The following is a 25,116-nucleotide window of genomic DNA, read 5'->3' as shown; positions in this document are numbered from 1 at the left end:
CTGGCTACTGAATACTAAAAATCTGAACACTGAATACTAAAAAATTATTCATAACGAAGCGCCTCGATAGGATCCAATTTAGAAGCCTTAGTCGCTGGATACAAACCAGAAACCAAAGCAACACAGAAACTGGTTGCAAAAGCGGCAAAAATTGCCATCCACGGAATCACGAAAACAAAACTCATAGCGGTTGCAATAGCAAAACCAAGCAGAATTCCTAAAACGATTCCGACCAAACCTCCAATTTGTCCGATCAATAAAGTTTCTATAAAAAACTGAAAAGCAACGGTCGATCTTTTTGCTCCTAAAGCTTTTCGGACGCCTATTTCGCGAGTACGCTCTGTAACCGAAACAATCATAATATTCATCAAAGCAATTGAAGATCCTAAAATAGTGATTACGGAAATAGTCCACGCTGCTATTCCTAGATATTGAGTTATGCTTAGAATTCGGTTAATCAAATCATCGCTTCGAACCACACCAAAATTATTGTCACGAACAGGGCTTAGTTTGCGGACTCTTCGCATGGTGCTTGTGGCATTGTCTATGGCTTCGTCTAGAACTTCTTTTTTAGAAACCATAACACTAATGGTATAATTGATATTTGGTGCTGTAAATAAAGATCTTGCTACCTGAATCGGAATCAGAACTCTTAAATCCTGGCTGTTTCCAAAGGTTGATCCTTTTTCTTTCAGAACACCTATAACTTTAAAACGAGCGCCTCGAATCGAAATTACTTTATCAATTGGATTGATGTCTTTCAAAAGTCCTTTTTCAAAATCAGAACCTACAATGCAAGAATACGTATTGTTGTCAATATCAAATTGGTTAAAGCTTCTTCCTAAACTGGTTTCTAATCCTGAATTGGTAATAAAATGCTCATCAACGCCAACAATTGTAATTTCTGGATCTGTTTTTTCACCCAAATATTTTACTTCTGCTGTTGTAGTTGCTGTAAAAGATAAAGAGGTTTCGGTAAATGGATATTTGTATTTGTTTTTGAAAGCAACTGCTTCTGGATACGAAATAATCGGATTGATGACTTCTCTTTCTCTTCCGCCGCGGTTTCGAACTTTATTTTCGTATTGATTGATGTTAAAAGTATTCGCTCCCATAGAAGCAAAATCGGTAGAAATAGTATTTTCTAAAGCAGACACCACAGTCAGGATGCCAACCAGAGCCGTAATACCGATAGCAATAATTAAAACGGTAAGAATAGTACGCAGAATTTGTGTTTTGATGGAACCAAAAGCAATTCGGATATTTTCTTTAAATAATTTTAGCATCATGACCAATTTGTCACGAAAATACGGTTTTTGTTACAAGTTTGTTTTCGAAGTGTTATTATTTATTTTAAAAAGTAAGATATTTGCAGACTTATTTAAGTCGAAAGTTGGAAAGTCATAAAGTCGAAAGTCTGAAGATCCAACAATCTAAAAGAAAATCTAGAAATAAATTAATTTTAAAAGTTTAGATTTTTAGGTTTCAAAGAAATCTAAAATCTAAAAATCAGAAATCTAAAATAAAAAGAGATGGCTTCAAAACCAAGTATACCAAAAGGGACAAGAGATTTTTCACCGGCAGAGGTGTCAAAACGTCAATATATTATTCAGACTATAAAAGCTAATTTCGAGAAATTTGGTTTTCAGCCAATCGAAACTCCTTCGTTTGAAAATTCAGATACCTTAATGGGAAAATATGGAGAAGAAGGAGATCGTCTGATTTTTAAAATTTTAAACTCGGGTAATTTTTTCTACAATAAAAGTAAAATTGAATTGCCAGAATCAATTGAAGAATTGCAATTAAATTCTGCTGAAAAAATAACTTTAGAACAAAGAATCGAACTGAATAAATTCACAGGGAAAATTTCTGAGAAAGCCTTGCGTTATGATTTGACTGTCCCGTTTGCAAGATACGTGGTGCAACACCAAAGTGAAATTGAATTCCCTTTTAAAAGATATCAGATCCAGCCAGTTTGGAGGGCAGATAATCCGCAAAAAGGCCGTTTTAGAGAATTCTTTCAATGTGATGCCGATGTTGTTGGTTCAAAATCACTTTGGCAGGAAGTTGAATTAGTTCAATTATACGATACGGTTTTTACTTCTTTAGGTTTAGAAGGTGTTACAGTTAAAATCAATAACAGAAAAATTTTATCAGGAATTGCTGAGGTTATCGGTGCTTCTGATAAATTAATTGATTTTACAGTTGCTCTTGATAAATTGGATAAAATTGGAGAAGACGGCGTTAAAAAAGAAATGATCGAAAAAGGAATTTCTGAAGAAGCATTGGTAAAAGTGCAACCGCTTTTTAGTTTTTCAGGAACTTTTGCAGACAAAATTGCACAGCTTTCAGACTTATTGTCTTCTTCTGAAGAAGGAATGAAAGGTGTTGAAGAACTTAAATTTATTTGCGACAATGTGGCTGATTTAGGTTTGTCGACCGCAACTTTAGATTTAGATGTGACATTAGCACGTGGTTTAAATTATTACACTGGAGCTATTTTTGAAGTTGCAGCGCCAAAAACTGTTGCAATGGGCTCTATCGGCGGTGGCGGAAGATACGACGATTTGACTGGTATTTTTGGATTAAAAAATATGAGCGGTGTCGGAATCTCTTTTGGATTGGATAGAATCTATCTTGTTTTAGAAGAATTGCAGTTATTCCCAGAAACTGTTGCAGCTACTTCAAAAGCAATATTCTTGAATTTTGGAGACAAAGAAGCTTTATATGCTTCAAAAGCGATTCAGAAATTGAGACAGGAAAATATAAAAGTAGAATTATATCCGGACAATGTAAAAGTCGGAAAACAATTTCAATATGCAGATAAACGTTTGATTCCGTTTGCAGTATTGGTTGGTGATCAGGAAATTAATTCAAATTCGTATACGCTTAAAAATTTAGTGACGGGAGAGCAGGTTTCTGTAAATTTCGACGGATTGAAGAAAGCTTTACAGGCGTAATTAAGTTTTTGTTTCATACAGATTCTGCAGATTGGAGCAAATTTAATTTGATTTAAAAAGTAAATCTATTTTAATCTTCCTAAATCTTCTTAAATCTGCGTGAAATATTAAAAAATACTTTCCGAGGCTAACTGTCTGGGACAAAAGTTTTTGCTTTAGATTACGCAGATTTAAAGGGTTTTCTTTTAAAATCTCTTAGTGAAATAGTTGCTAGTGAAGAAAAAAAACTCTTAATTTGCCAACCTTAAGTTACGGGCGTAGTTCAAGGGTAGAATAGCGGTCTCCAAAACCGTTGATGGGGGTTCGAATCCCTCCGCCCGTGCAAAAATAGAAAATGACAACCTTGTCATGTTAAGCTCAAACATAAAAAAAAAGCTTCGTCTCTGTAGGCGAAGCTTTTTTTAATATAAGGTAAATTTGAATTAATAATTATTTAGAGGCCGAAGCCAACCCTTAAATTCAATTTTTGGTGGTAATAATTTATGTTTATTGGTCTCAAAGATAGCATAAACTAAAACGTAATAGTCTTAAAATTATAATAAATTTTTTCTGGGCAAATGCGTTTTTTAAATGTCTCATAATTAATAAAGTGACAATTTGACATTTTATAAGATTTGGCAGTACTTTTGCAATCCAACAGAAAGAAATAAAAATGAAGTTTAAAAATATTTTTAAAAATAAAAGTAATATGACTACGGAAAATACAGAATTCGATCAGGAATTAGACGACGTAACGTTAGAGAACAATGCCAACGGAGAGCAGTTAATTGTTGAAGAATTAAGTGTTGAGGAGCAATTAGCTAAAGACTTGGCTCACGAAAAAGATAAGTTTTTGAGATTATTTGCTGAATTTGAAAATTACAAAAAAAGAACTTCAAAAGAACGTCTTGATTTATTTAAAACTGCAAACCAAGAGGTTTTGTTGGCTATGCTTCCAGTTTTAGATGATTTTGACAGAGCGACAGTAGAGATCAACAAGTCTGAGGATGAGAATTTGAAAAAAGGTGTTGAGTTGATTCACGAAAAATTGAAAAGCACTTTAGTTTCTAAAGGTTTAGAGCAAGTTGAAATTCAAGCAGGAGATGCTTTCAATGCTGATATTGCTGAAGCAATTACCCAAATTCCAGCTCCGTCTGACAAATTAAAAGGGAAAATTGTTGATGTTATTGAAAAAGGATACAAATTAGGAGACAAAATTATTCGTTACCCTAAAGTTGTAGTTGGAAACTAAAAGCAATTAAGATTCTGAAATTCAGTTTTTAAAAATTGGAATTTGGAATTTTAGATTTAGAATTTAACCTAAATTATGAAAAAAGATTTTTACGAAATACTAGGCATTTCAAAAAATGCTGATGCTGCCGAAATTAAAAAAGCGTATAGAAAAAGCGCTTTAAAATATCATCCTGATAAAAACCCAGGCGACAAAGAGGCAGAAGAAAACTTCAAATTGGCGGCAGAAGCTTATGAAGTTTTGAGTGATCCGCAGAAGAAAGCGAAATACGATCAATATGGTCATCAAGCATTTGATGGTTCTGGCGGATTTGGCGGCGGTCACGGTGGTATGAATATGGACGACATTTTCAGCCAGTTTGGTGATATTTTTGGTGGCGGATTTGGCGGTTTCGGAGGCGGAGGCGGAGGTCCTCGCCGTGCGAAAGGAAGCAATCTTCGAATTAAAGTAAAATTGACTTTGGAAGAAATTGCAAATGGAGTTGAGAAAAAAGTAAAAGTAAAACGTAAAGTTCAGGCAAAAGGTGTAACGTATAAAACTTGTACGACTTGTAACGGTCAAGGACAAGTAATGCGTGTAACCAATACCATTTTAGGAAGAATGCAATCTGCATCAACTTGCCCTACTTGTGGTGGTTCTGGTCAAATTTTAGATAAAAAACCTTCTGAGGCAGATGCTCAAGGAATGGTTCAAGAAGATGAAACAGTATCAATCAAAATTCCTGCGGGAGTTGTTGACGGTATGCAGTTGAAAGTTGCCAACAAAGGTAACGATGCTCCAGGAAACAGTATTCCAGGTGATTTAATTGTTGCTATTGAAGAAATTGAACACGAATTCTTGAAGCGTGAAGGTGAAAACGTTCACTTCGATTTATATATCAGTTTCCCTGAAGCAGTTTTGGGAGCTTCTAAAGATATTGAAGCAATCAACGGAAAAGTGCGTATTAAACTGGAAGAAGGAATCCAATCTGGAAAAATCTTAAGATTAAAAGGAAAAGGAATTCCTAGTTTGAACGGTTACGGAAGCGGAGATTTATTGGTTCACGTAAATGTTTGGACTCCAAAAACATTAAATAAAGAGCAAAAACAATTCTTTGAAAATGCTCTAAACAACGAGCACTTTGCTCCAAGCCCAGAGAAATCAGAGAAGTCATTCTTTGAAAAAGTAAAAGATATGTTCTCATAATCTGAACTTTTTTAAAAGGTTATAAAAAAATAAAAACCCATTCTAGTATAAATTAGAATGGGTTTTTTGCGTAATATGGCGCAGATTCGCTAGTAATTATTTACTTTTACAGTCGCTGAACCGCAATAGGAGAGGCAACGCAGTAAATCCTTAAAAATAGCATGAGTAACTTACTTGAAGTACATAAAGTCATAAAAAAATATGGCGACTATGTAGCACTTAACGAAGTTTCATTAAATGTGCCAAAAGGCAGTATATATGGGCTTTTAGGTCCCAATGGAGCAGGAAAAACTTCCCTTATCAGAATCATAAACCAGATTACAATGCCAGACAGTGGTGAAGTAATTTTGGACGGAGAAAAGTTACAGCCAAAACATGTGCAAACTATTGGTTACCTTCCAGAAGAGCGTGGTTTGTACAGTTCAATGAAAGTTGGTGAGCAATGTTTGTATTTGGCACAAATGAAAGGTCTTTCTAAAGCCGAAGCCAAAAAACAACTAGATTATTGGTTTGACCGATTAGGAATTCAAGGATGGTGGAATAAAAAAATCCAAGAGCTTTCTAAAGGAATGGCGCAGAAAATTCAGTTTGTGGTTTGTGTTTTACATAAACCAAAATTGCTGATTTTAGATGAGCCATTTTCGGGTTTTGATCCCGTAAATGCAAATATCATCAAAGACGAAATTTTGGCTTTAAAAGAACAAGGCTCAACTATTATTTTCTCGACTCATAGAATGGAAAGCGTAGAAGAGCTTTGTGAAAATATCGCTTTAATTCATAAATCTAATAAACTGATAGAGGGAAAAGTGGTCGATGTGAAACGTCAGTTTCGAACCAACAGTTTCGAAGTTGGAATTTTGACAAATAATGTCGAAGGATTAATGTACGATATTACTCAGAAGTTTACAGTGTCTCCAGCAAGTTTTAAATCTTTAAATGATGATTTAAAATTAAATATTCAGATCGGAAATGCTTCTCCAAATGAATTATTGAATGTTTTAACACAACGCGGACAAGTAACTCACTTCGTTGAAAAAATTCCGAGCATAAACGATATTTTTATCCAAACAGTTACTGAAAACAAAGTTTAAAAATTCCAATATAGAAATTCCAAATTTCAAGCTTATAAATTGGGATTTGGGATTTAAAATTTGAAAATTAATTATTTATGAGTATCATCTCGTTGATTATAAAAAGAGAATTTATTGCTAAAGTTCGCAATAAATCTTTTGTTGTCATGACATTTTTGAGTCCGCTTTTATTTGTGGCTATTGCTGTTTTTATTGGGTATTTGAGTACTATGAAGGCAGAAACGAAAAGAATTGCGATTCATGACGAAACTGGACTTTTTGCTTCAGATTTTTTAAAGGAGAATAAAAAAGGAGCCGAATTTAAATATCTCAATCTATCTGAAATTGATGTAAATGCATTAAAAGACAGTATTACAAAAGAAAATTTCAGTGGATTAATTGTTATTCCGAAAACAAAAAGCATTAAGGAATTAGAAAGTAAAATTGAATTTATTTCAAATAATAGCCCGAGCATTTCTTTTATTGAAAACACTCAGGATATTATCGGAAATAAAATCACAAAACTGAATCTGGAAGAGGCGAAATTGGATACACTTGCTATTCAGAAAGCACAGTCAGATGTAAATATTCATTTGGTTAAAGCCTCTGGAGAGGAAAGTTTAAAAGGTTTAAATGAAATTAAAATCGGAATCGGCGGTGCATTTGGCTACTTGATTATGATGTTTATTATCATTTACGGGAACATGGTAATGCGAAGTGTAATCGAAGAAAAAACAAATCGTATTATCGAAATCATTATTTCATCTGTAAAACCATTTCAGTTAATGATCGGTAAAATTGTGGGAACTTCTTTAGCAGGAATTCTACAATTTATAATCTGGGCAATTATTGGTTTAGGATTAATGTTTGCCGCTTCGGCATTTTTTGGAGTAAATGTTGGTCCAACAGCTAGAATTTCTCCAGAAATGATGCAAGCAGCTCAGCATGAACTTTCTGGATCGGCACAAATGTATATTGCTGAATTATGGAATTTGCCAATTGCCAGTATTTTAATCGGATTTGTAATTTATTTTATTGGAGGATATTTTCTATATAGCTCATTTTATGCCGCAATTGGTGCCGCAGTTGACAATCAAACCGATTCTCAGCAGTTTTTGTTGCCAATTCTAATGCCTCTGATTTTGAGCGTTTATATCGGATTTTTCACTGTAGTAAACGATCCTCACGGAAGTGTTGCGGTTATCTTTTCAATGATTCCGTTAACTTCGCCAATTGTAATGTTAATGCGTATTCCGTTTGGGGTGCCGTGGTGGCAAATTGCAATTTCGGTATCATTATTGTTTGCTACATTTTTCCTTGTTGTCTGGTTCGCTGCAAAAATCTACCGAATCGGTATTTTAATGTACGGCAAAAAACCGACTTGGAAGGAATTGTATAAGTGGCTGAAATATTAACTTAGAGATTCTAAGTTTCTAAGTTTCTGAGATGCTAAGATTTTAGCTAAAAACACTCAGAATCTTAGCATCTTAGTATCTTAGTATCTTTAAAAGAATGAGTAAAATACTAATTGTAGAAGACGAAGCAGCAATCAGAAGAGTTTTGGTAAAAATTTTATCAGAAGAAAATGATTCGTATCAGGTTGATGAGGCTGAAGATGGCGTTGCTGGACTTGAAAAAATAAAAAACAACGATTACGATTTGGTTTTGTGTGATATCAAAATGCCAAAAATGGATGGTGTTGAGGTTTTGGAAGAAGTGAAGAAGATAAAACCAGAAATTCCGATGGTGATGATTTCGGGGCATGGCGATATGGAAACGGCTATTCAGACTATGCGTTTAGGAGCTTTTGATTATATCTCGAAACCGCCAGATTTGAATCGTTTGCTGAATACCGTTCGTAATGCTTTAGATAAAAAACAATTAGTAGTTGAAAATAAAATTCTAAAGAAAAAAGTCAGTAAAAACTACGAAATGATTGGTGACAGCGAATCGATTAATCATATTAAAGTGATGATTGATAAGGTTGCTCCAACAGAAGCCAGAGTTTTAATTACGGGTCCAAACGGAACTGGAAAAGAATTAGTAGCGCATCAATTACACGAAAAAAGTGAGCGTTCTAGTTTTCCGTTAATCGAAGTAAACTGCGCTGCAATCCCAAGTGAATTAATCGAAAGTGAATTGTTTGGGCACGTAAAGGGTGCTTTTACATCGGCGGTAAAAGATCGCGCTGGAAAGTTTGAAGCTGCAGACAAAGGAACTATTTTCTTGGATGAAATTGGAGATATGAGTCTTTCTGCGCAAGCGAAAGTTTTACGCGCTCTTCAGGAAAATATGATTACTAGAGTTGGTGCTGATAAAGATATAAAAGTTGATGTTCGTGTCGTTGCGGCAACCAATAAAGATTTAAAAACTGAAATTGCAGAAGGCCGTTTCCGTGAAGATTTATACCATCGTTTGGCTGTAATTTTAATAAAAGTTCCACCATTGAACGAAAGACGTGATGATATTCCAGCTTTGATTTCTCATTTTACAGAAAAAATAGCTTCAGAACAAGGAAATGCGGTGAAGTCATTTTCGGCGCAAGCCATAAAATTGTTGCAGGAATATGATTGGACAGGTAACATTCGAGAACTTCGAAATGTGGTGGAAAGATTGATCATTTTGGGAGGAAGCGAAATTTCTGAAACCGATGTAAAAATGTTCGCAAGCAAGTAAGATGCTTCGCGCAATAGGCTTTAAGCTTTAAGCTTTAGGCTTTAAAAAATAATAATATTTTAGCTTATAGCCTAAAGCTTAAAGCTTAAAGCAAGAAAAACATGAAACTAAAAAAGATAAACGAGAAATTACAGGACGCCTTAATTGAGAATGGTTTAACTGAAGCCAATGCTTTGCAGATGGAAACATTTTCAACTATAAAAAGTGGTGCTGACTGTGTTATTATTTCTCCAAAAGGAAGCGGAAAAACAACTACAATTGTATTGAATGTAATTCAGCAATTGGCAGGAAAGAATGAAGAATCGCCACGAGCTTTGATTGTTGTGGAAGACAAAGAAAAGGTTTTGGCAATGGAAGAGCTTTTTGAGAAATATGGAAGATATACAAATCTGGAAGTTTATGGAGTTCATGACAAAGGTGATATGGATTATGATAAAAACTACGTTTCCACCGGAATCGATGTTTTAATTGGTACGCCAACCAAACTAAATGATATGTTTAGTACAGCGGGTTACAATGTAAATCGTCTTAAAATGTTTGTTATAGATGATGCAGATCCGATTTTGAAATTACGTCATGATGCTAAAATCACTCGTATTTCAAATAGTATAGCCAAAGTGCAACGAATCATTTTTGCTGAAACTTTGACAGAACGCATCGAAATTTTGGCAGATAAAATCATGATCGAGCCTTATTTGTTTGATATGGATGAAGAAGGCGAAGAAGAACTTGATGAAGATGAAGACGATATTGAAGAAGAATAATATTTAGTCGTAATAGGGAGTGGCAGTTTACAGTAAAAATATTGTAAGCTGCCACTTTCACTTAAAACTTAATCATAAATAATTTATGGAAATTTTTAAAACACTTAAATTCTTGCTAATGGTACTTTTGTGCTTTTTTCTAGTCATTTACGTTTTAATAATTTCTTATGTGTATTTTAATGAGGTAGGATTAGTTTTTCATGCTTCTCGACTGCCTAAAGATTATAAATTTGATTATACGCAGAAATTTGAAGAAATAAATATCAAGTCGTTTGATGGAACTGTTTTAAATGGATTATTGTTTAAAGCTGAGAAGTCAAAAGGACTTGTCTTTTATCTTCATGGAAATGCAGGAACCTTAGAGACTTGGGGAAAGATTGCAAAAAATTATACTTCGAATGGTCATGATATTTTTATTTTGGATTATCGAAGTTTCGGAAAAAGTGAAGGTGAAATTGAGAATGAAGAGCAATTAACGGAAGATATATCAATTGTATATAAAAGTATTTCTAAAAGATATTCTGAAGATAAAATTATAATTGCAGGATATTCTATTGGTTCTGGTTTTGCGGCAAAATTGGCTTTAGAAAATAAAGCAAAAGCATTGATTCTTCAAGCACCGTATTATAACTTTTTAGAATTATCAAGCTCTAGAGTTCCATTTTTTCCTGATTTTATGAAGAAGTTTAGCTTGGAAACAAACGAGTATCTACCAAAAATAAAATGTCCAATTTATATTTTTCATGGAACTAAGGATCAATTAATTCCAATTGACAATTCGATTCGATTAAAGAAGTTATTAAAATCAAATACCTACTTTTATCCGCTGAAAAATCAAGAACATATTGGAGTAAATGAGAATGAAGATTTTCAAAAACAATTAAAAAGAATATTAGAATAAAAATAAAGTATTATGGGATTAATGAAAGTATTTTCGGGAAGCGAAGTATTAGCAATTGCTTTGCAAGAAAGATTAGAAGAAGCTGGAGTAGAAACAGTAAAAAAAGATAATATTCAATCGGCTCGTTTGGGAGGTTTTGGCCAAACAGATTTAGCTGTTGAGGTTTTTATTCAAGAAACCGATTTTGCAAAAGCAAATCCTGTTATCGAAAATTTCAGAATGAGTCTTTAAAAAAGTCGCAGTTTGCTGTCACAGTTTACAGTTAGAATACTGAAAACTGTTACTGCGACTGAAAATTAAAAAAAAATATGCAATACAAAATGTTAGTGCTCGACATGGATGATACCTTGTTGACAGATGATCATAGAATTTCAGATTTAAACAAAAAAGTAATATTAGAAGCTCAGGCAAAAGGTGTTTATGTGGTTTTGGCTTCTGGAAGGCCAACTACTGCAATGACGGCTTATGCAAAGGAGTTGGAATTGGATAAAAACGATTCGTATATGATTTCGTTTAACGGAGCCATAATTAGCCGTGTTAAAGATGATTTGGTTTTGTTTGAACAGAAATTGACTGTAGAGCAAATTCATGCGCTATACGATTATAGCATAAAGAAAAATGCACATATCATTACCTATTTAGATGATCAAATCATTAGTGAAACAGATTCTGAGTTTATAGAAGTCGAAAAAGAAATTACTGGAATGGCGCATCATAAAGTGTCAAGCTTTAAAGATTATGTAGACAGACCGGCGGTTAAATGTATCTTGCTTCAAGATCCAGCGTATTTAAAAACGTTAGAAAATGATTTGAAAGAAGCTATGCCACATTTAAGCGTTTCGATGTCAAAACCATTTTTCTTAGAAGCTGCCCAACAAGGCATTGATAAAGCGGCAAGCCTGAAGTTTTTGGCTGATAAGCTAGGAATTCATCAAAGTGAAATTATAGCCGTAGGAAACGCAGGAAATGACTTAACTATGATCGAATATGCCGGCTTAGGAGTTTGGGTCGATAATGTAACGCCAGAATTGCGTGATAAAGCCGATTTAATCGTAGCTTCAAATAATGATGATGGTGTCGCTGAAGTAGTAACACGTTATATTTTAAACTAAACTAAAAATGAAAAATCCAATTGAAACGGAGCGTTTAATTTTACGGGAACTTGAACTTTCTGATGCTGAAGGAATGTTTGAATTGGATTCGAACCCAAATGTACATTTATTTGTTGGAAATAGACCTGTAAAACATATTGACGAAAGCATTGAATATATCAAGTTTGTTCAGAAGCAGTACAAAGATCTTGGAACAGGCCGATGGGCAGTTGTTTTAAAAGAAACAAATGAATTTATTGGCTGGTCTGGAATTAAGTTTATTACAGACGAAATTAATAACCATAAAAATTTTTATGAGTTAGGATATCGTTTTATCGAAAAGCATTGGGGAAAAGGGTATGCCACCGAAGCGGGAAAAGCTTTTATTGATCGTGCCTTTAACGAAATGAAAGTAGAAAAACTTTACGCTTATGCAGATGCTGGAAATGAAAATTCTAGAAAGATTTTAGAAAAACTAGGTTTCCATTTTGTGAATTCTTTCGAATATCAAGAAGAATTAGAAGTTTGGTACGAACTTAAAAATCCAAACTCAAACTAAGAAATGTGTTCCAAATCTTTACATACTTAAAAGTCAGTAAAGATTTGGAAACAAATCAGAGTAATAATTATTTTTTAGCTACAGAAACAAAATATTTATTTCCGTCACCCATAGTTAATTTTACACGCTCGTCGCAAAGATCGATTGCAAAATTTGCACTTTCGTAACAGCTACAAGTTGTGTTTTTGTCTTTAGACATTTCTGTTTTGCAGTTGTTGTTTTTAAAGCTTGCCAATTGAGGTGTGTATAAGCTAACCAAATCAGTAGAAGCAGTTACTAACGAAATAATACTTGCAGAATTGTTGTTTGTGATTCTGTATACAATTCTATCTGTATAATTTACGTCGTTAACAGTTACTTTACGAATGTAGGTATAAGCTGTAGATCCTTCACCTGGTTCTTTTACTTCAAATTTAAAACCAACAGCACGAATAGCAACGTCAAATTGCTGCTGAGAGTTTAAGCTTGCCCAAGATGTTAATGTGCTAATAGAAGGAAATGGATTTGCATTTGCAGCTGGAGCATTAGTTTGCGCTTGCGAACTAAAAATGGTTAAGAACATCAAGCAGATTGTGGGTAAAAATGCTTTCATAAAGTGGTATTTGTTATTATAATTGTTGCCTACTCTCTTTGGTTTTCGGCTTTCCCATTTCATTTTGTAACACAAAACAACAACATAACGAGTAAAATTCAAAATTGTTATGCCCGAATTATTATTAAATTAATTAAAGCTTGTTAAAATTCTCTAATATGAATTTATTGGCAACTTGATTCATAACAATGGTAAATGTAAGAAATTTTGAATTTAAAATATAAAAAAATGTATTTAATCGATAAAATTTGCGTTTGGTCGATTATTTTGTCATTTTATTCTTATTTGAAAGCCAAAATCTGAAAAAATGCAGGCTCCTACTTTTTTGAAAATAAAATAAAAGATTGAGTTTTTAATGTTTCTAAATTAACATTAACGCAAATTATTGATTGGAAGTCCATTAATTGCTTTCTTTTGATGAATATTGTTTGTAAATTTGCAGCCTTAAATTTTTTGACAACGATTTCATTAATTTAAGACAGATTATGGAAAATAGAAAAAAAGTTGCCTTTTATACGCTGGGTTGTAAACTGAATTTTTCAGAGACTTCTACAATTGCCAGAAATTTTAATGACGAAGGTTTTGACCGCGTCGATTTTGAAGAAATAGCAGATATTTATGTCATTAATACTTGCTCTGTAACAGATAATGCAGATAAGCAGTTTAAGCAGGTAGTTAAGAAAGCAATGAAGCTTAACGAAAAAGCTTTTGTTGCTGCTGTTGGCTGTTATGCGCAATTAAAACCAGAAGAATTAGCAGCTGTTGATGGTGTTGATTTGGTTTTGGGAGCTACAGAAAAATTCAAAATCACGGACTATATCCATGATTTGAGTAAAAACGATATGGGTGAAGTTCACTCATGCGAAATTGCTGAAGCCGATTTCTATGTAGGAAGCTATTCTATCGGAGATCGTACAAGAGCATTCTTAAAAGTCCAAGACGGTTGCGATTATAAATGTACGTATTGTACAATTCCTTTGGCTCGTGGAATTTCTAGAAGTGATGCTTTGGAAAATGTGCTTAAAAATGCTAAAGAAATTTCGGCTCAAAATATCCGTGAAATTGTTTTAACGGGTGTAAATATTGGGGATTACGGAAAAGGGGAGTTTGGGAATAAAAAACACGAGCACACTTTCTTAGATTTAGTACAAGCTTTAGACAAAGTAGAAGGAATTGAGCGTTTGAGAATTTCGTCTATCGAACCAAATCTTTTGAAAAACGAAACAATAGAATTTGTTTCTAAAAGCCGAACTTTTGTACCGCATTTTCATATTCCGTTACAATCAGGAAGCAATGATATTTTGAAATTAATGAAACGCCGTTATTTACGTGAAGTTTATACAGAACGCGTAAGTAAAATTCGTGAAGTAATGCCTCATGCTTGTATTGGTGTTGATGTTATTGTTGGTTTTCCCGGCGAAACAGATGAGCATTTCTTAGAGACGTATCATTTCTTAAATGATTTAGATATTTCGTATTTGCACGTTTTTACGTATTCTGAAAGAGATAATACAGAAGCGGTTGATATGGAAGGCGTAGTTCCTTCAAATGTTCGCGCTAAACGCAGTAAAATGCTTCGTGGCTTATCGGTTAAAAAACGTCGTGCTTTTTATGAAAGCCAATTGGGAACAAACAGAACAGTTCTTTTTGAAAGTGAAAATAAAGAAGGATACATTCATGGGTTTACAGAAAATTACGTAAAAGTAAAAACACCTTGGAATCCAGAATTGGTAAATACATTGCAAGAAATCAATTTGACAAAAATAGACGAAGACGGAAGTGTTCGCATTGAGTTTTTGAATAAACTGGCGGAAGCTTAATTATTTCACAGAGATACACCAAGATTTCGCAGAGATACACAAAGTTGATTTAAAATTGCGATGTCGAAGAGACGCGCTGTAGTGTGTCTTGCACAAACATAAAAAACAAGAAAGCTCTTTTAATTCATAAAAGAGCTTTTTTTATTACACTTCTTCGCGAATCTCTGCGAAATCTTTGCGCGTCTCTGTGGTATAAAAATCAATTATCTTCTCCAACCACCAATTTCAAAGAATTAATATAATCAGTATCAAATTCAATAACTCGAATTTTTTCGGGATTAAAATCTAATTCTCCTCCAAACTGGCCTCTTGTGTCTAAAAAATTAATTGTTAATTTTTCGTCATTTAATTCCATTAATTTTCCTAAATAGGCAGATTTAGACGATTTTTTGGCGATTTGAAAAACGCCATATTTCTTAGAAACATAATTAATAATTGAAGCTAAATCTTTGATTGGAATAATATCATCAGAATTAATTTTTAACCCTTTCAAGCGAATTACTTTTTCTGTAAAGGCCAGATCGTGATCTCTATTTACAGCTTCAATGTTTTTATTTCTTAAAATAACAAAACCATCCAAAACAAAATCTACAGGATTATTTCGAAGCAAAATCCACTCGTCAGAATAATCAATTAAAAATCCGCTGAAGATTTCCTTTTTATCCTGAAATTCTATTTCGACCAATTGTCTTAAATATTGTTCCATCATGTGTTTTTTAAATTCCAATAATTTAGTTCCAAATTCCAATACTTAAATTCCAAATTCCAATTGCTTTGAGATTGGAATTTGGAATTTAAATATTGCAATTTATTTTTTATGGGTTAGTAGACCAGATACTGCTGTTTTTGATAAACACTCTTCGGTTTAGTTTTAATTGTGCAATAATCAAATCTGCCATATCTTCAGACTGCATTACTTTTTCTGGGTTTCCGTCAGTTAGGTTTAAGTCTTTTGCCATATCAGTTGCCACTGTACTTGGCGTTAAAGCTGTAACACGAATATTGTGTTTTCTCATTTCTTGCATTAAAGAATCGGTTAAACCTAAAACAGCAAATTTAGAAGCACTGTAAGCACTTGTCAGAGCGTTTCCGTTTAATCCAGCAGTTGATGAAATATTGATGATATCGCCAGTTTGTCTTTCGATCATGTTTGGGATGATCGCACGCGTTGTGAAATACGTTCCCATTAAATTCACCTGAATAATTCTCTCCCAAGCTTCTGGCTCCAATTCTAAGAATTTTCCAAAAGAAGCAATTCCGGCGCTGTTGATTAAAATATCGATGTGTTTAAATTCAGCAATAGCTTTTTCAGCAGCAGCATTTATAGAATTGATGTCAGAAACATCGGCAGACAAGGCCAAAGTTTTTACTCCCAATTTTGAAGTTTCTTCTGCCAATTGGTCAATATCACTTTTGGTTCTAGAAACCAAAATCAGGTTTACACCTTCTTTTGCCAAAGCAATTGCCACAGCTTTTCCTATTCCTTTTCCTGCGCCCGTAATAAAGGCGTTTTTATTTTTTAAGTCGGTCATGATTGTGTTTTTAGAAATGCAGAAAGCATCATTTTAAGTCTTACAAAAATAAGGTTTTGAAAACTAAAATGATGCTTTAAAAGGTATTCTTAATCTAAGTTTAACAACTTTTTGTTATTCTTTTAGAACCATGTCAATACACATGACAGCTCCTAAAATCAATTGTCTCAACGGACTGTCAGTTGCAACTGTGTCTTCAATTTGAAGAACATAATTATCGGCACTTGTAAAAAACTCTTTTCCTAATCCTGCCCATTTTTTGTTTACTTGAGCCAATTGCTTATTCTCGTGTGAGAATTTAAAATCCCAGCCTGTCCATTTTCCTTGCAGAGTAGCCACAGGTTTTTCATTTTTGTCCAGAATGTTAAATTTTCCTCCAATCGAAAAGAATTTTTGTTTGAAAGTTCCAATCAAACGATCTTTTTCATCCAATACTTCAACAGTAGATCTAAAGATGGCCACACCTCTTCTTACTGTAATTAACTTTTCTCCAGAAGCAGTTGTAATTTCAACATTAAACGGAGTTGCTCTTTTATAATCTGTAAAACGAAATACTTTTGTGAAGAAACCAAGATTGTTTTCTCGGCAGTTCATAATGATTTGATTGGTTTCTGGATGATATATATCGTAATTGTTTGCGGCTTTGAACATTCCAACATGTTCTTTTACTAAAAATAGATTTTGGCTTAAAATAGAATTCATATGTGTGTAAAATAAGTTTTGAAAATAAAGCCGCAAATGTAATACAATATTTATTAATTATACTGCTTAGAAGTTTCTGCCAAACGAATAAATTCAGCTTTATAACCTTCGCCATCGTTTGAATTTCCTTGCTTCGCTAGTTTTACAATTTCTTCAGAAGACTTGTCGGCAATTAGTTTTGAATCTCTCAGTTTCAAACCAAACCAAGCTACGGCAGAACTAAATTTCATATCATCGCTAGCTTTCTCCAAAGCAACCGATTTGTTTTCGATTACCTGAACCATTTCGATGCTTTTTTCGCCATCAGGTTTTTTGTAACGGAATTTTATCGTTGCCAGTTCGTTGCTGTAATTGTTTGAACTGGTTTCAGTTTTAGTATATTTTAAAGGATCTGGCTGTTCAGCCAAATAATCACTTTTTACACCAGCTGGAATAATTTCATACAAAGCCGTTACAGTATGATTGCTTCCTAATTCGCCTGCATCGATCGCGTCATTTTTAAAATCTTCTGGACGCAATTTTCTGTTTTCATAACCAATCAAACGATACGCCTGAACTTGTTTCGGATTGAACTCGATCTGGATTTTTACATCTTTCGCAATAGCAAACATTGAACCTTTGAATTCTTTTCCTAAAAATCGATTTGCTTCCTGAATGTTGTCGATATAAGCGTAATTTCCGTTTCCTTTATCGGCAAGAATTTCCATTTTGCTGTCTTTGTAATTGCCCATTCCGTAACCTAAACAAGTCAAGAAAACACCTGTTTTTCTTTTTTCTTCAATTAGTTTTTCCATATCAGAATTAGAAGAACTTCCAACGTTAAAATCTCCGTCGGTTGCTAGAATTACACGATTGTTTCCGTCTTTAATGAAATTTTCAGTTGCCGTTTTATAAGCTAATTCAATTCCTGCGCCTCCGGCTGTGCTTCCGCCAGATTGTAATTTATCTAAAGCGTCGATAATTGTTTTTTTCTCATCTCCAGAAGTTGGAGGTAAAACCATTCCTGCAGCGCCAGCATAAACTACAATTGCGACTTTGTCTTTTGCACGTAATTCGTTTACCAATATTTTTAAAGATTGTTTCAATAAAGGCAATTTGTTCATATCGCTCATCGAACCCGAAACATCAATCAAGAAAACAAGGTTTGAAGCAGGTAAATCATTGGTTGGAATGTTTTTTCCTTGTAAACCAATTTTCAAGATTTTATTATTCTTGTTCCAAGGCGAATCGCTTACTTCTGTATTGATAGAAAACGGATGTTCGTTTTTTGGTTGTGGATAAGTGTATTTAAAGAAATTAACCATTTCTTCTACGCGCACAGCGTCCTTTGGAACTTCCTGTCCGTTGTTTAAAAAACGTCTGATATTGGTATAAGAAGCATTATCGACATCGATAGAAAATGTAGAAAGCGGAGCTGTTTTAGGGCTTTCGAAAGCATTTTCTACAAAAGCATCATAATCTTCCTGAGTTGGTTCAGCTGGAATTGGCATAATGTTTAACTTTTTATCCAATTCTTTTTCAGAAAGGTTTTTATAGATTTCATTTTTAGTTGAAATAACCACAACGCCATTTGAAGCTTTACTTCCATAAATTGAAGTCGCATCTTTATCTTTTAAAACCGAAACATTATCAATATCATTCGGATTAATTTTTGCCATTTGATTAGCTTTTGCTGGAACTCCGTCAATAATGTACATAGGTTCATTTTTTGGAGAAACAGATTCATTTCCGCGAATAGAAACAGTTGGGCTTGGCATAGCAGAATATCCCATAGAATTTTGAGCTTGAATTCCCGCAACTTTTCCTTTTAGCGCTTGTGCATCTTTTTTCTCTCTTCTTCTTTCAGCACGGGCATAGCTTCGGTCTTCATATTCCGAACTGCTTACGCCATAACCCACAACGACAACTTCGCTTAAGGTCTGATTATCTGGAAGTAGTTTTATATTAATCGTGTTTGAGTTTTGAACCTTTTGACTTTGGTTTTTGTATCCAATATAAGAGAAAACTAGCATGTCTCCAGTTTTAGCTTGAATGCTATATTTTCCATCAAAATCAGTTGCAACATTTTTTTTTGATGTCTGATTGAAAACAGTTACGCCTGGAAGTGGCTGTTTGCTTTCATCTGAAACAATTCCAGAAATCGTTCTTTCTTGTGCCATGGTTACGAAACATATAAGCATAGCAATGGCTGATGAAATAAGTTTTAGACTTTTCATGATAATAAGTTTTAGAATTAATGTTTGGGTTTTGCTTTGTCAAAACTGCAGATTTTGACAAAGCATTAGATTATTTTTTCGGAGTTGGTTTTCCGTTTTTTGTAATGATTATAACAACTCCTTTTTTGCCTCTTTCGCCATATTTTTCAGTCGCTTCAAGGTCTTGTAGAATTGTTATGGTTTTAATGTCTTGTTTGTCAAGAGGCGCATAAGGGCTCGTTGGATTTTTGCCAAATAAATCATTTTCTGAGTAATAAATCCCATCGATGATGTATAATGGTTCATCCAAAACTACCAGCGAATCTACATTTTCAGGATCCAGGTTTGGAAGCTCATCTTGCATCATTTTATCTTTTTTTGCGTCGTTGCTGTGAGCCATTGCATTTCCGTTAAGAACTACTAAAGGACTGCTTTTTTTAGCTCTCTGTGTTGGCGCTGCAGAGTAAGCCACTTTTGCAGACTCTCTTTGAGGATAGCTTGAATAACCCATTTCTGGAGCCACTTCTTTTTTTGAAACGATGTTATCTTCCTCCTCAAAGGTTTGTTCTTGCGTTGATGCGGCTACAGGCGGTACATAAAAAGGTGCAGGAATATTTTTTTTGTCCTTCAAAGAGACTACTGCTTCATTATTTTGATCTTTTTCTTCCTGAATAGCAACTCGTTCTTTCTTTTTAGTTTGATTGTCTAAAATTTTAACTGCTTCTTCGTTTGAAACTATTCCAGAAGAAGTTGCATCATTTTGTTTTACAATAGGTTCTTCAGTTTGAAGCTGTTTTATTTCTTTTTCTTCGAGAACTACTTTTGGCGTTTCTGTTATAGTTTCTTTATTAGAATGTAAAAACTGAAATCCTAAAGAAAGCAATAATAGAAGAGAAGCTGCAACCGCTATTTTTTTCCATAATGCAATTGTTCTTTTGTCTTCTTTTTTGTCCAGTTTTTCTTCTACACGTGCCCAGACTTTTTCCATTCCCGGAAAGTCTTGAAACTCGGCTTTTTGCGAAGCTTCTTTTATTTTATCGAATAATTTATCTTGATTGTCCATGACTATTTTGCTTTTTGATAATACAGTTTATTAACCAGTTCTTTCAGTTTGGTCTTAGCGGCATTCAATTGTGATTTTGAGGTGCCCTCAGAGATCTTCAGCATTTCGGCTATTTCTTTATGCGAGAAACCTTCAATGACAAAAAGGTTAAACACAGTTTTACAGCCGTCAGGAATGTGGTTTAATAAATTAAGTAAATCTTCTTCTTCCAACGTATTTAGTTCGTCAACAGAAGGTTGCGAAAGCAATTTCACATCATCTAAATACATATTAAAGTTGGTTTCTTTTCTAATCGTCGCCAAACAATGATTTACAGTTATGCGTCTTGCCCAAGCTTCAAAAGCATAAGCTTCTTTTAACTGTTCTAGTTTGGTGAAAATTGTAAAGAAAGAATCGGCTAAAGCTTCTTCGATTTCCTCTTCCTTTTTTAAATATCTTTTGCAAAGGCGGTACAACTTTGGCGCCATGTATTCGTACACCTGACGCTGGGCATCGCGGTGCATTTTTTTACAGTTTGCTATTTGAGTCTCGTTTATCACAATTGTTGTCTTTCTTGTATAGAGAGTAAAAAAGATAAAAAGGTTGGGACGGGGGGTGAAAAAATATTAAAATATTTTTTTTAGGTTCAAAGTTACAAAGTTACAAAGGGTCATAGTTTTTATCGTAGAGACGCACTGCAGTGCGTCTAACGTCAGTGAATTTATAATTTTTGTATTGTTTACATTCTTTGCGTAGACGCACTGCGGTGCGTCTCTACGGTAATATGGTAATCAAAATATTTTGTGTTTCTCTGCGAAAATCTTTGTGAATCTCTGTGTAATAGCTTTTTCGCAAAGATTCACAAGCTGCATGAAGATTCGCAAAATTTATTTAATCGGCAAAGTCAATTTATAAATCTTCGTTTCTAAAACTTCTGTGTCATTATCTTCGCAAAGCAAAAACTCGATTTTATTGTTTTCTTTTTTATAAAAAGTCAGGCCTTCAAATTTATTGGCTGCCGTAATTTTTTGAGTAAAATCGATTTTCATGGTTTTTACGTCAATTCTTCCAATGAAACTTCCTAGTATTTCTCCATCATCATAAGTCGATTTTGTGTCTTCAGCAGTTGAGAGGAAATAGATTTTATCATCAACTAGAATAGCGTCGGTAAAACTGGAGCGAACACCTTTTATTTTTGGAAGTTTGTAGTTAACAGAAATTAAGGCAAATTCTTCTCCTAGATTTTTGGCGTGAATCGTAAAAATCGTGTTTTTGTTAGTAACGCCATTGCCTCGATTGAATAAATACCAGTTTTCTCCGTCGAAAATAGCTCCTTCTAGATTGAAATCTTCTGGTTTTATTTCGCCAAAATTCTGCATAACTGCATACAGATCGACTAAATTATTCTTCTGTAAAACATTTTTCGATTTCAAATCAAATTCAATCATTTTGTTTCGGTTTTCGGTAGAACCAGAGCCAAAAACATAAAGAGTATCATTATGATGTGTGATAGATTCAAAATCGGGCTTTAAGTTTTTCGGAATATTTTGTGTCGGATTGTCGATTAAAGCATGCTGATTCAATTGCTGATTTTGCATATTGTATTCGTAAAGAAATCCGCTGTTGTCGCCAATTACGTAAAGTGCATCGTTGTTATAAAATAATCCTGATGCCGAACCGATTCCGATAATTTGAAATAATATTTCTAATGTGAATTTTTCCATGAATGTTGTTTTGAAAGCTTTTGCTATTCTATTTTTTTTTGTTTTACTGATTTTGAGTTGTTAATTAACTCCATTGTTGTTTTATTTACTGCTTCACATATTTTTATTAAAGAGTTTGAAACAATACATTCTGCAACGCTTATATAGACTAAATTATCGTCATCTGTCAAAATTTGATTATCCCAATCGGCTTGACTTGAACTGTTCATTCCATAGATTAAAGATACTGGAGTTCCTTCACTATAAAGTCTGACAGTTATTTCTATAGCTCTTTTAATAATTGCTTTTTCGATATCTTTTTGTTTCTCTGCATATTCAATTCTTGAAACACATTGGTATAGGGAACAGAATTTTACATTTTTCTTTTCAGGTATAAGATCTCTTGTTCCTTCAATTGACTTTAAATCCTTGTAACATTTCCCATATACTTTAATTAGGGCTTTTTCAGGATTTGAGTAATTTCCATCTTGACAATAAGACTTATTTAAGAAAAGTAAAAATACAATTAGAAATATCTTTTTCATTATGAATTTGAAATATTTGAATTGTTCTTTTGAAAACAAATGCCTAGCCCTGATAGTAATGGAAATACTTTGAAAAGAAATTGCATTTTTTCCTGACATAAGAAAGCGACCAACGGAAGCTCTTGTTATGGCTTTGGAAAAAAGCAGTTTATTGAAAAGTATTGCAATGGATAGCAGGAATATGCTTCGTAAAAGTAGTATATTTATGATATAAAATTTGAAAATATGAAATCAATAGACCCGAAAGATTTTAAAGTTGTAGATAAAATAAAGCTCAAAGAAATTCCGACTGTTTTGAATGTCAAAGCCGATGACGATGAAAAAGAAGAGAAACTAGATAAAGTTCAAGCCAAATTGAGCGATTTGCAAGACGTAATGTATGCGCACAACAAATACAGTGTTTTGATTTGTCTTCAGGGAATGGATACTTCGGGAAAAGATAGTTTGATTCGGGAAGTTTTTAAGGAATTTAATCCGCGTGGAGTAGTGGTACATAGTTTTAAAACTCCAACTTCGGCAGAACTGGAACATGACTATTTGTGGCGTCATTATATCGCTCTGCCGGAAAAAGGAAAGTTTGCTATTTTTAATAGGACACATTACGAAAATGTTTTGGTCACACGCGTGCATCCTGAATATCTTTTGGCTGAAAACCTTCCGGATATTAATTCTGTTGATGATATTACGCCTGAGTTTTGGGAAAACAGGATTGAACAGATTAATAATTTTGAAAAGCATATTGCTCAAAACGGGACAATCGTTATGAAGTTTTATCTGCATTTGAGCAAAGAAGAACAGCGCCAGCGTTTATTGCGTCGTTTGGAAGAAGAAAAACACAATTGGAAATTTTCTCCAGGCGATTTGAAAGAACGTGGTTATTGGGATGAATACATGAAGTATTATGAAGAAGCCATCAATAAAACATCAACGCCTCATGCGCCATGGTATATTGTACCTGCAGATGATAAAGAAATGTCACGCTATATTGTAGCGAAAATTATCTGGGAAGAAATGAAAAAACACACCGATATTAAAGAACCTGAATTGGACGAGAAAACGGCTATAAATATCGAGCTATATAAGAAAGAATTAGGAGAGAAGTAATTGGGTAATTGAGATAATTAGTCAATGAGATATTTTTTTGTAAACCCGACAGGTTTTTAAAAGCTGTCGGGTTTATTTTATATCCGAAAATTTTTAAACTGTTTTTGTAGATTCCATTGGTCAAAACAAAAACGCAGTTCGTCAAATTAATTTCAATATTGCTTATGGTTTGTGCTTCTTTGCTGTTTGTTTAAAAAATATAGAACTACTTTTGGAGTTAAATTTTCTCAGTAAATTATTTATAAATGATCGCAATCAATAAGAATAGGCATTGGATATTTTTAGTCTTTTTTTGGAGCTTATTAGGCATCACGATTTGGGCGCAGATGATCGAAGATTACGATTTTTTGACGGCTACGATTCAGGCTATTTTGGTTTTGTTTTGTTCTGCTGTTTTAGCTCATATTTTAAGTGATGTTATACTGCCCAAAGCGCTAAAACAAAATAAAATGAGCTCGTTTGCCGTACAAAGCGTTGTTGTTGTGTTGCTTTTGGCATTTTGTCTGTCACTGATTTATATTGTTTTTTCTGATTCGGTTATAAGAAGGAAGGCATATCCTGAAGAAGCAGATGTAGATTCTCTTCATTTTTTATGGTCGCGATTTTATGGCAACATTCCGTCTGCGATTTTAATTTGTGGCACTGCTTGCGGGCTCCGATTTTATCAGGAACATAATGTTATAGAAAGAAATCACGCACAATTGCAGCAGGTTCATCTTGAAGCTCAAATCAAGATTTTGCAAGATCAGATTAATCCGCATTTAATGTTTAATGTTCTGAACCATATTCATATTCTGATGCAGAGCAATGTAAAGTTAGCTTCAGATTTATTGGTTCAGTTTTCGGATATTTTGCGTTATCAATTGTATGAATGCAACAAAGAATATGTGCCTTTGCATCTTGAAATTAAATACTTAAAAGATTTAATTGCTGTTGAAGAAACGCGCTGGGGAAATGAATTGGAAGTAAAAAGCAAATGGAATATAGAAGACGGACAGCTTCAAATTGTACCATTACTTTTGGTTCCTTTGATCGAAAATGCTTTTAAACATGTTTCTCGACTTCCAAATCAAAAAGGATTTGTGCATTTATCTTGCGAGCAAATAAATCATCAGCTGAATTTTAGAATAGAAAATTCATATACTGAGCAATATAAAATACCTTCAAAAAATCAAGGATTAGGTTTAGAGAATGTGAAGAAAAGACTGGAAATACAATATCCTGAAAAGTACAAATTAGACATCCATAAAACCGATTCTGATTTTGCTGTTGAAGTGGTTTTAGATTTAAAATAATTTTTTAGCCACTCCCGATAGCTATCGGGATATAAAGATTAAAAATGATTTTATTTTAGCCACGAATTACACGAATTATCACGAATTTTTTAATCCGCAACGCTTAGTGATCTTTGCATCCTTTTAAAAATTAAGACTTTGTGAACTTT

General features: G+C 33.7%; 24 protein-coding genes and 1 tRNA gene. 15 read left to right on the top strand and 10 right to left on the bottom strand.

Annotated elements, in window-relative coordinates:
• Positions 1–44: 44 nt before the first annotated feature.
• Positions 45–1,289, bottom strand: a complete 1,245-nt coding sequence (locus DM397_RS15630) for an ABC transporter permease (protein WP_162615493.1) — start codon at positions 1,287–1,289, stop codon at positions 45–47.
• Between the two features lie 243 nt (positions 1,290–1,532).
• Here DM397_RS15630 and hisS point away from each other — a divergent pair, with 243 nt between their 5' ends.
• From hisS to DM397_RS15570, 12 genes are all read left to right on the top strand, one after another.
• On the top strand, positions 1,533–2,960 hold the full coding sequence (gene hisS / locus DM397_RS15625; protein ID WP_111378424.1) for a histidine--tRNA ligase: 1,428 nt from the start codon (positions 1,533–1,535) through the stop codon (positions 2,958–2,960).
• A 251-nt stretch (positions 2,961–3,211) separates the two neighbouring features.
• A tRNA-Trp gene (locus DM397_RS15620) sits at positions 3,212–3,282 on the top strand.
• A gap of 330 nt (positions 3,283–3,612) precedes the next feature.
• Complete coding sequence (locus DM397_RS15615) at positions 3,613–4,191, top strand: nucleotide exchange factor GrpE (RefSeq protein ID WP_095931837.1); 579 nt, start codon at positions 3,613–3,615, stop codon at positions 4,189–4,191.
• A gap of 75 nt (positions 4,192–4,266) precedes the next feature.
• The gene (gene dnaJ, locus DM397_RS15610) at positions 4,267–5,376 is read left to right on the top strand and encodes a molecular chaperone DnaJ (RefSeq protein WP_111378423.1); all 1,110 of its coding nucleotides are present in this window, start codon (positions 4,267–4,269) and stop codon (positions 5,374–5,376) included.
• A gap of 161 nt (positions 5,377–5,537) precedes the next feature.
• Positions 5,538–6,467 carry an ABC transporter ATP-binding protein gene (locus DM397_RS15605; RefSeq protein ID WP_008468000.1) on the top strand — a complete coding sequence of 310 codons (930 nt, stop codon included), beginning with the start codon at positions 5,538–5,540 and terminating at the stop codon, positions 6,465–6,467.
• 77 nt (positions 6,468–6,544) lie between these two features.
• The gene (locus DM397_RS15600; protein WP_111378422.1) at positions 6,545–7,861 is read left to right on the top strand and encodes an ABC transporter permease; all 1,317 of its coding nucleotides are present in this window, start codon (positions 6,545–6,547) and stop codon (positions 7,859–7,861) included.
• Positions 7,862–7,958: 97 nt separating this feature from the next.
• Complete coding sequence (locus DM397_RS15595) at positions 7,959–9,122, top strand: sigma-54-dependent transcriptional regulator (protein WP_111378421.1); 1,164 nt, start codon at positions 7,959–7,961, stop codon at positions 9,120–9,122.
• Positions 9,123–9,223: 101 nt separating this feature from the next.
• Entirely contained in the window at positions 9,224–9,886 is a 663-nt protein-coding gene (locus DM397_RS15590) for a DEAD/DEAH box helicase (RefSeq protein ID WP_111378420.1), read from the top strand.
• An 85-nt stretch (positions 9,887–9,971) separates the two neighbouring features.
• Positions 9,972–10,787, top strand: a complete 816-nt coding sequence (locus DM397_RS15585) for an alpha/beta hydrolase (RefSeq protein WP_111378419.1) — start codon at positions 9,972–9,974, stop codon at positions 10,785–10,787.
• Between the two features lie 12 nt (positions 10,788–10,799).
• Positions 10,800–11,018 (top strand): putative signal transducing protein, encoded by a 219-nt coding sequence (locus DM397_RS15580; RefSeq protein WP_111363916.1) that lies wholly within the window; start codon positions 10,800–10,802, stop codon positions 11,016–11,018.
• 77 nt (positions 11,019–11,095) lie between these two features.
• The gene (locus tag DM397_RS15575; RefSeq protein ID WP_111378418.1) at positions 11,096–11,899 is read left to right on the top strand and encodes a Cof-type HAD-IIB family hydrolase; all 804 of its coding nucleotides are present in this window, start codon (positions 11,096–11,098) and stop codon (positions 11,897–11,899) included.
• Between the two features lie 7 nt (positions 11,900–11,906).
• Positions 11,907–12,437 carry a GNAT family N-acetyltransferase gene (locus DM397_RS15570; RefSeq protein ID WP_111378417.1) on the top strand — a complete coding sequence of 177 codons (531 nt, stop codon included), beginning with the start codon at positions 11,907–11,909 and terminating at the stop codon, positions 12,435–12,437.
• Positions 12,438–12,504: 67 nt separating this feature from the next.
• Here DM397_RS15570 and DM397_RS15565 read toward each other — a convergent pair whose 3' ends face one another.
• A complete protein-coding gene (locus DM397_RS15565; protein WP_239457867.1) occupies positions 12,505–13,092 on the bottom strand; it encodes a hypothetical protein in 588 nt (195 codons plus the stop codon).
• Between the two features lie 422 nt (positions 13,093–13,514).
• Here DM397_RS15565 and mtaB point away from each other — a divergent pair, with 422 nt between their 5' ends.
• On the top strand, positions 13,515–14,849 hold the full coding sequence (gene mtaB / locus DM397_RS15560) for a tRNA (N(6)-L-threonylcarbamoyladenosine(37)-C(2))-methylthiotransferase MtaB (protein ID WP_111378416.1): 1,335 nt from the start codon (positions 13,515–13,517) through the stop codon (positions 14,847–14,849).
• A gap of 199 nt (positions 14,850–15,048) precedes the next feature.
• Here the strand turns inward: mtaB and DM397_RS15555 are convergent, their stop codons facing one another.
• From DM397_RS15555 to DM397_RS15520, 8 genes are all read right to left on the bottom strand, one after another.
• On the bottom strand, positions 15,049–15,555 hold the full coding sequence (locus DM397_RS15555; RefSeq protein WP_111378415.1) for a hypothetical protein: 507 nt from the start codon (positions 15,553–15,555) through the stop codon (positions 15,049–15,051).
• A 109-nt stretch (positions 15,556–15,664) separates the two neighbouring features.
• Complete coding sequence (locus DM397_RS15550) at positions 15,665–16,381, bottom strand: 3-ketoacyl-ACP reductase (protein ID WP_111378414.1); 717 nt, start codon at positions 16,379–16,381, stop codon at positions 15,665–15,667.
• A 114-nt stretch (positions 16,382–16,495) separates the two neighbouring features.
• Positions 16,496–17,083: a phospholipid scramblase-related protein gene (locus DM397_RS15545; RefSeq protein WP_111378413.1), complete on the bottom strand. Its 588-nt coding sequence runs from the start codon at positions 17,081–17,083 to the stop codon at positions 16,496–16,498.
• Between the two features lie 53 nt (positions 17,084–17,136).
• Entirely contained in the window at positions 17,137–19,299 is a 2,163-nt protein-coding gene (locus tag DM397_RS15540; RefSeq protein ID WP_111378412.1) for a vWA domain-containing protein, read from the bottom strand.
• Positions 19,300–19,369: 70 nt separating this feature from the next.
• On the bottom strand, positions 19,370–20,341 hold the full coding sequence (locus DM397_RS15535) for a hypothetical protein (RefSeq protein WP_111378411.1): 972 nt from the start codon (positions 20,339–20,341) through the stop codon (positions 19,370–19,372).
• Between the two features lie 2 nt (positions 20,342–20,343).
• Positions 20,344–20,844, bottom strand: a complete 501-nt coding sequence (locus tag DM397_RS15530; RefSeq protein WP_008468024.1) for an RNA polymerase sigma factor — start codon at positions 20,842–20,844, stop codon at positions 20,344–20,346.
• 363 nt (positions 20,845–21,207) lie between these two features.
• Positions 21,208–22,044 carry a DUF6929 family protein gene (locus tag DM397_RS15525; protein ID WP_111378410.1) on the bottom strand — a complete coding sequence of 279 codons (837 nt, stop codon included), beginning with the start codon at positions 22,042–22,044 and terminating at the stop codon, positions 21,208–21,210.
• Positions 22,045–22,067: 23 nt separating this feature from the next.
• Positions 22,068–22,568, bottom strand: coding sequence for a hypothetical protein (locus DM397_RS15520; protein ID WP_111378409.1), 501 nt, complete (start codon positions 22,566–22,568; stop codon positions 22,068–22,070).
• Positions 22,569–22,793: 225 nt separating this feature from the next.
• Here DM397_RS15520 and DM397_RS15515 point away from each other — a divergent pair, with 225 nt between their 5' ends.
• On the top strand, positions 22,794–23,672 hold the full coding sequence (locus tag DM397_RS15515; RefSeq protein ID WP_111378408.1) for a PPK2 family polyphosphate kinase: 879 nt from the start codon (positions 22,794–22,796) through the stop codon (positions 23,670–23,672).
• Between the two features lie 245 nt (positions 23,673–23,917).
• Positions 23,918–24,967 carry a sensor histidine kinase gene (locus DM397_RS15510; protein ID WP_167511662.1) on the top strand — a complete coding sequence of 350 codons (1,050 nt, stop codon included), beginning with the start codon at positions 23,918–23,920 and terminating at the stop codon, positions 24,965–24,967.
• Positions 24,968–25,116 lie beyond the last annotated feature (149 nt).

The organism is Flavobacterium nitrogenifigens (genome assembly GCF_003254565.1).
Taxonomy (GTDB): domain Bacteria; phylum Bacteroidota; class Bacteroidia; order Flavobacteriales; family Flavobacteriaceae; genus Flavobacterium; species Flavobacterium nitrogenifigens.
Note: the sequence above shows the minus strand (reverse complement) of the source record. Positions and strands in the feature narration are given on the sequence as shown.

Bases quoted from the DNA above. Each gene is read 5' to 3' on its own strand.
- DM397_RS15510 (WP_167511662.1), top strand. From the start codon at position 23,918: ATGATCGCAATCAATAAGAATAGGCATTGGATATTTTTAGTCTTTTTT.
- dnaJ (WP_111378423.1), top strand. From the start codon at position 4,267: ATGAAAAAAGATTTTTACGAAATACTAGGCATTTCAAAAAATGCTGAT.
- DM397_RS15580 (WP_111363916.1), top strand. From the start codon at position 10,800: ATGGGATTAATGAAAGTATTTTCGGGAAGCGAAGTATTAGCAATTGCT.
- DM397_RS15575 (WP_111378418.1), top strand. From the start codon at position 11,096: ATGCAATACAAAATGTTAGTGCTCGACATGGATGATACCTTGTTGACA.
- mtaB (WP_111378416.1), top strand. From the start codon at position 13,515: ATGGAAAATAGAAAAAAAGTTGCCTTTTATACGCTGGGTTGTAAACTG.
- DM397_RS15540 (WP_111378412.1), bottom strand. From the start codon at position 19,299: ATGAAAAGTCTAAAACTTATTTCATCAGCCATTGCTATGCTTATATGT.
- DM397_RS15615 (WP_095931837.1), top strand. From the start codon at position 3,613: ATGAAGTTTAAAAATATTTTTAAAAATAAAAGTAATATGACTACGGAA.
- DM397_RS15545 (WP_111378413.1), bottom strand. From the start codon at position 17,083: ATGAATTCTATTTTAAGCCAAAATCTATTTTTAGTAAAAGAACATGTT.
- DM397_RS15565 (WP_239457867.1), bottom strand. From the start codon at position 13,092: ATGAAATGGGAAAGCCGAAAACCAAAGAGAGTAGGCAACAATTATAAT.
- DM397_RS15585 (WP_111378419.1), top strand. From the start codon at position 9,972: ATGGAAATTTTTAAAACACTTAAATTCTTGCTAATGGTACTTTTGTGC.
- DM397_RS15535 (WP_111378411.1), bottom strand. From the start codon at position 20,341: ATGGACAATCAAGATAAATTATTCGATAAAATAAAAGAAGCTTCGCAA.
- DM397_RS15530 (WP_008468024.1), bottom strand. From the start codon at position 20,844: ATGCACCGCGATGCCCAGCGTCAGGTGTACGAATACATGGCGCCAAAG.
- DM397_RS15600 (WP_111378422.1), top strand. From the start codon at position 6,545: ATGAGTATCATCTCGTTGATTATAAAAAGAGAATTTATTGCTAAAGTT.
- DM397_RS15630 (WP_162615493.1), bottom strand. From the start codon at position 1,289: ATGATGCTAAAATTATTTAAAGAAAATATCCGAATTGCTTTTGGTTCC.
- DM397_RS15595 (WP_111378421.1), top strand. From the start codon at position 7,959: ATGAGTAAAATACTAATTGTAGAAGACGAAGCAGCAATCAGAAGAGTT.
- DM397_RS15520 (WP_111378409.1), bottom strand. From the start codon at position 22,568: ATGAAAAAGATATTTCTAATTGTATTTTTACTTTTCTTAAATAAGTCT.
- DM397_RS15590 (WP_111378420.1), top strand. From the start codon at position 9,224: ATGAAACTAAAAAAGATAAACGAGAAATTACAGGACGCCTTAATTGAG.
- DM397_RS15515 (WP_111378408.1), top strand. From the start codon at position 22,794: ATGAAATCAATAGACCCGAAAGATTTTAAAGTTGTAGATAAAATAAAG.
- DM397_RS15605 (WP_008468000.1), top strand. From the start codon at position 5,538: ATGAGTAACTTACTTGAAGTACATAAAGTCATAAAAAAATATGGCGAC.
- DM397_RS15570 (WP_111378417.1), top strand. From the start codon at position 11,907: ATGAAAAATCCAATTGAAACGGAGCGTTTAATTTTACGGGAACTTGAA.
- DM397_RS15550 (WP_111378414.1), bottom strand. From the start codon at position 16,381: ATGACCGACTTAAAAAATAAAAACGCCTTTATTACGGGCGCAGGAAAA.
- hisS (WP_111378424.1), top strand. From the start codon at position 1,533: ATGGCTTCAAAACCAAGTATACCAAAAGGGACAAGAGATTTTTCACCG.
- DM397_RS15525 (WP_111378410.1), bottom strand. From the start codon at position 22,044: ATGGAAAAATTCACATTAGAAATATTATTTCAAATTATCGGAATCGGT.
- DM397_RS15555 (WP_111378415.1), bottom strand. From the start codon at position 15,555: ATGGAACAATATTTAAGACAATTGGTCGAAATAGAATTTCAGGATAAA.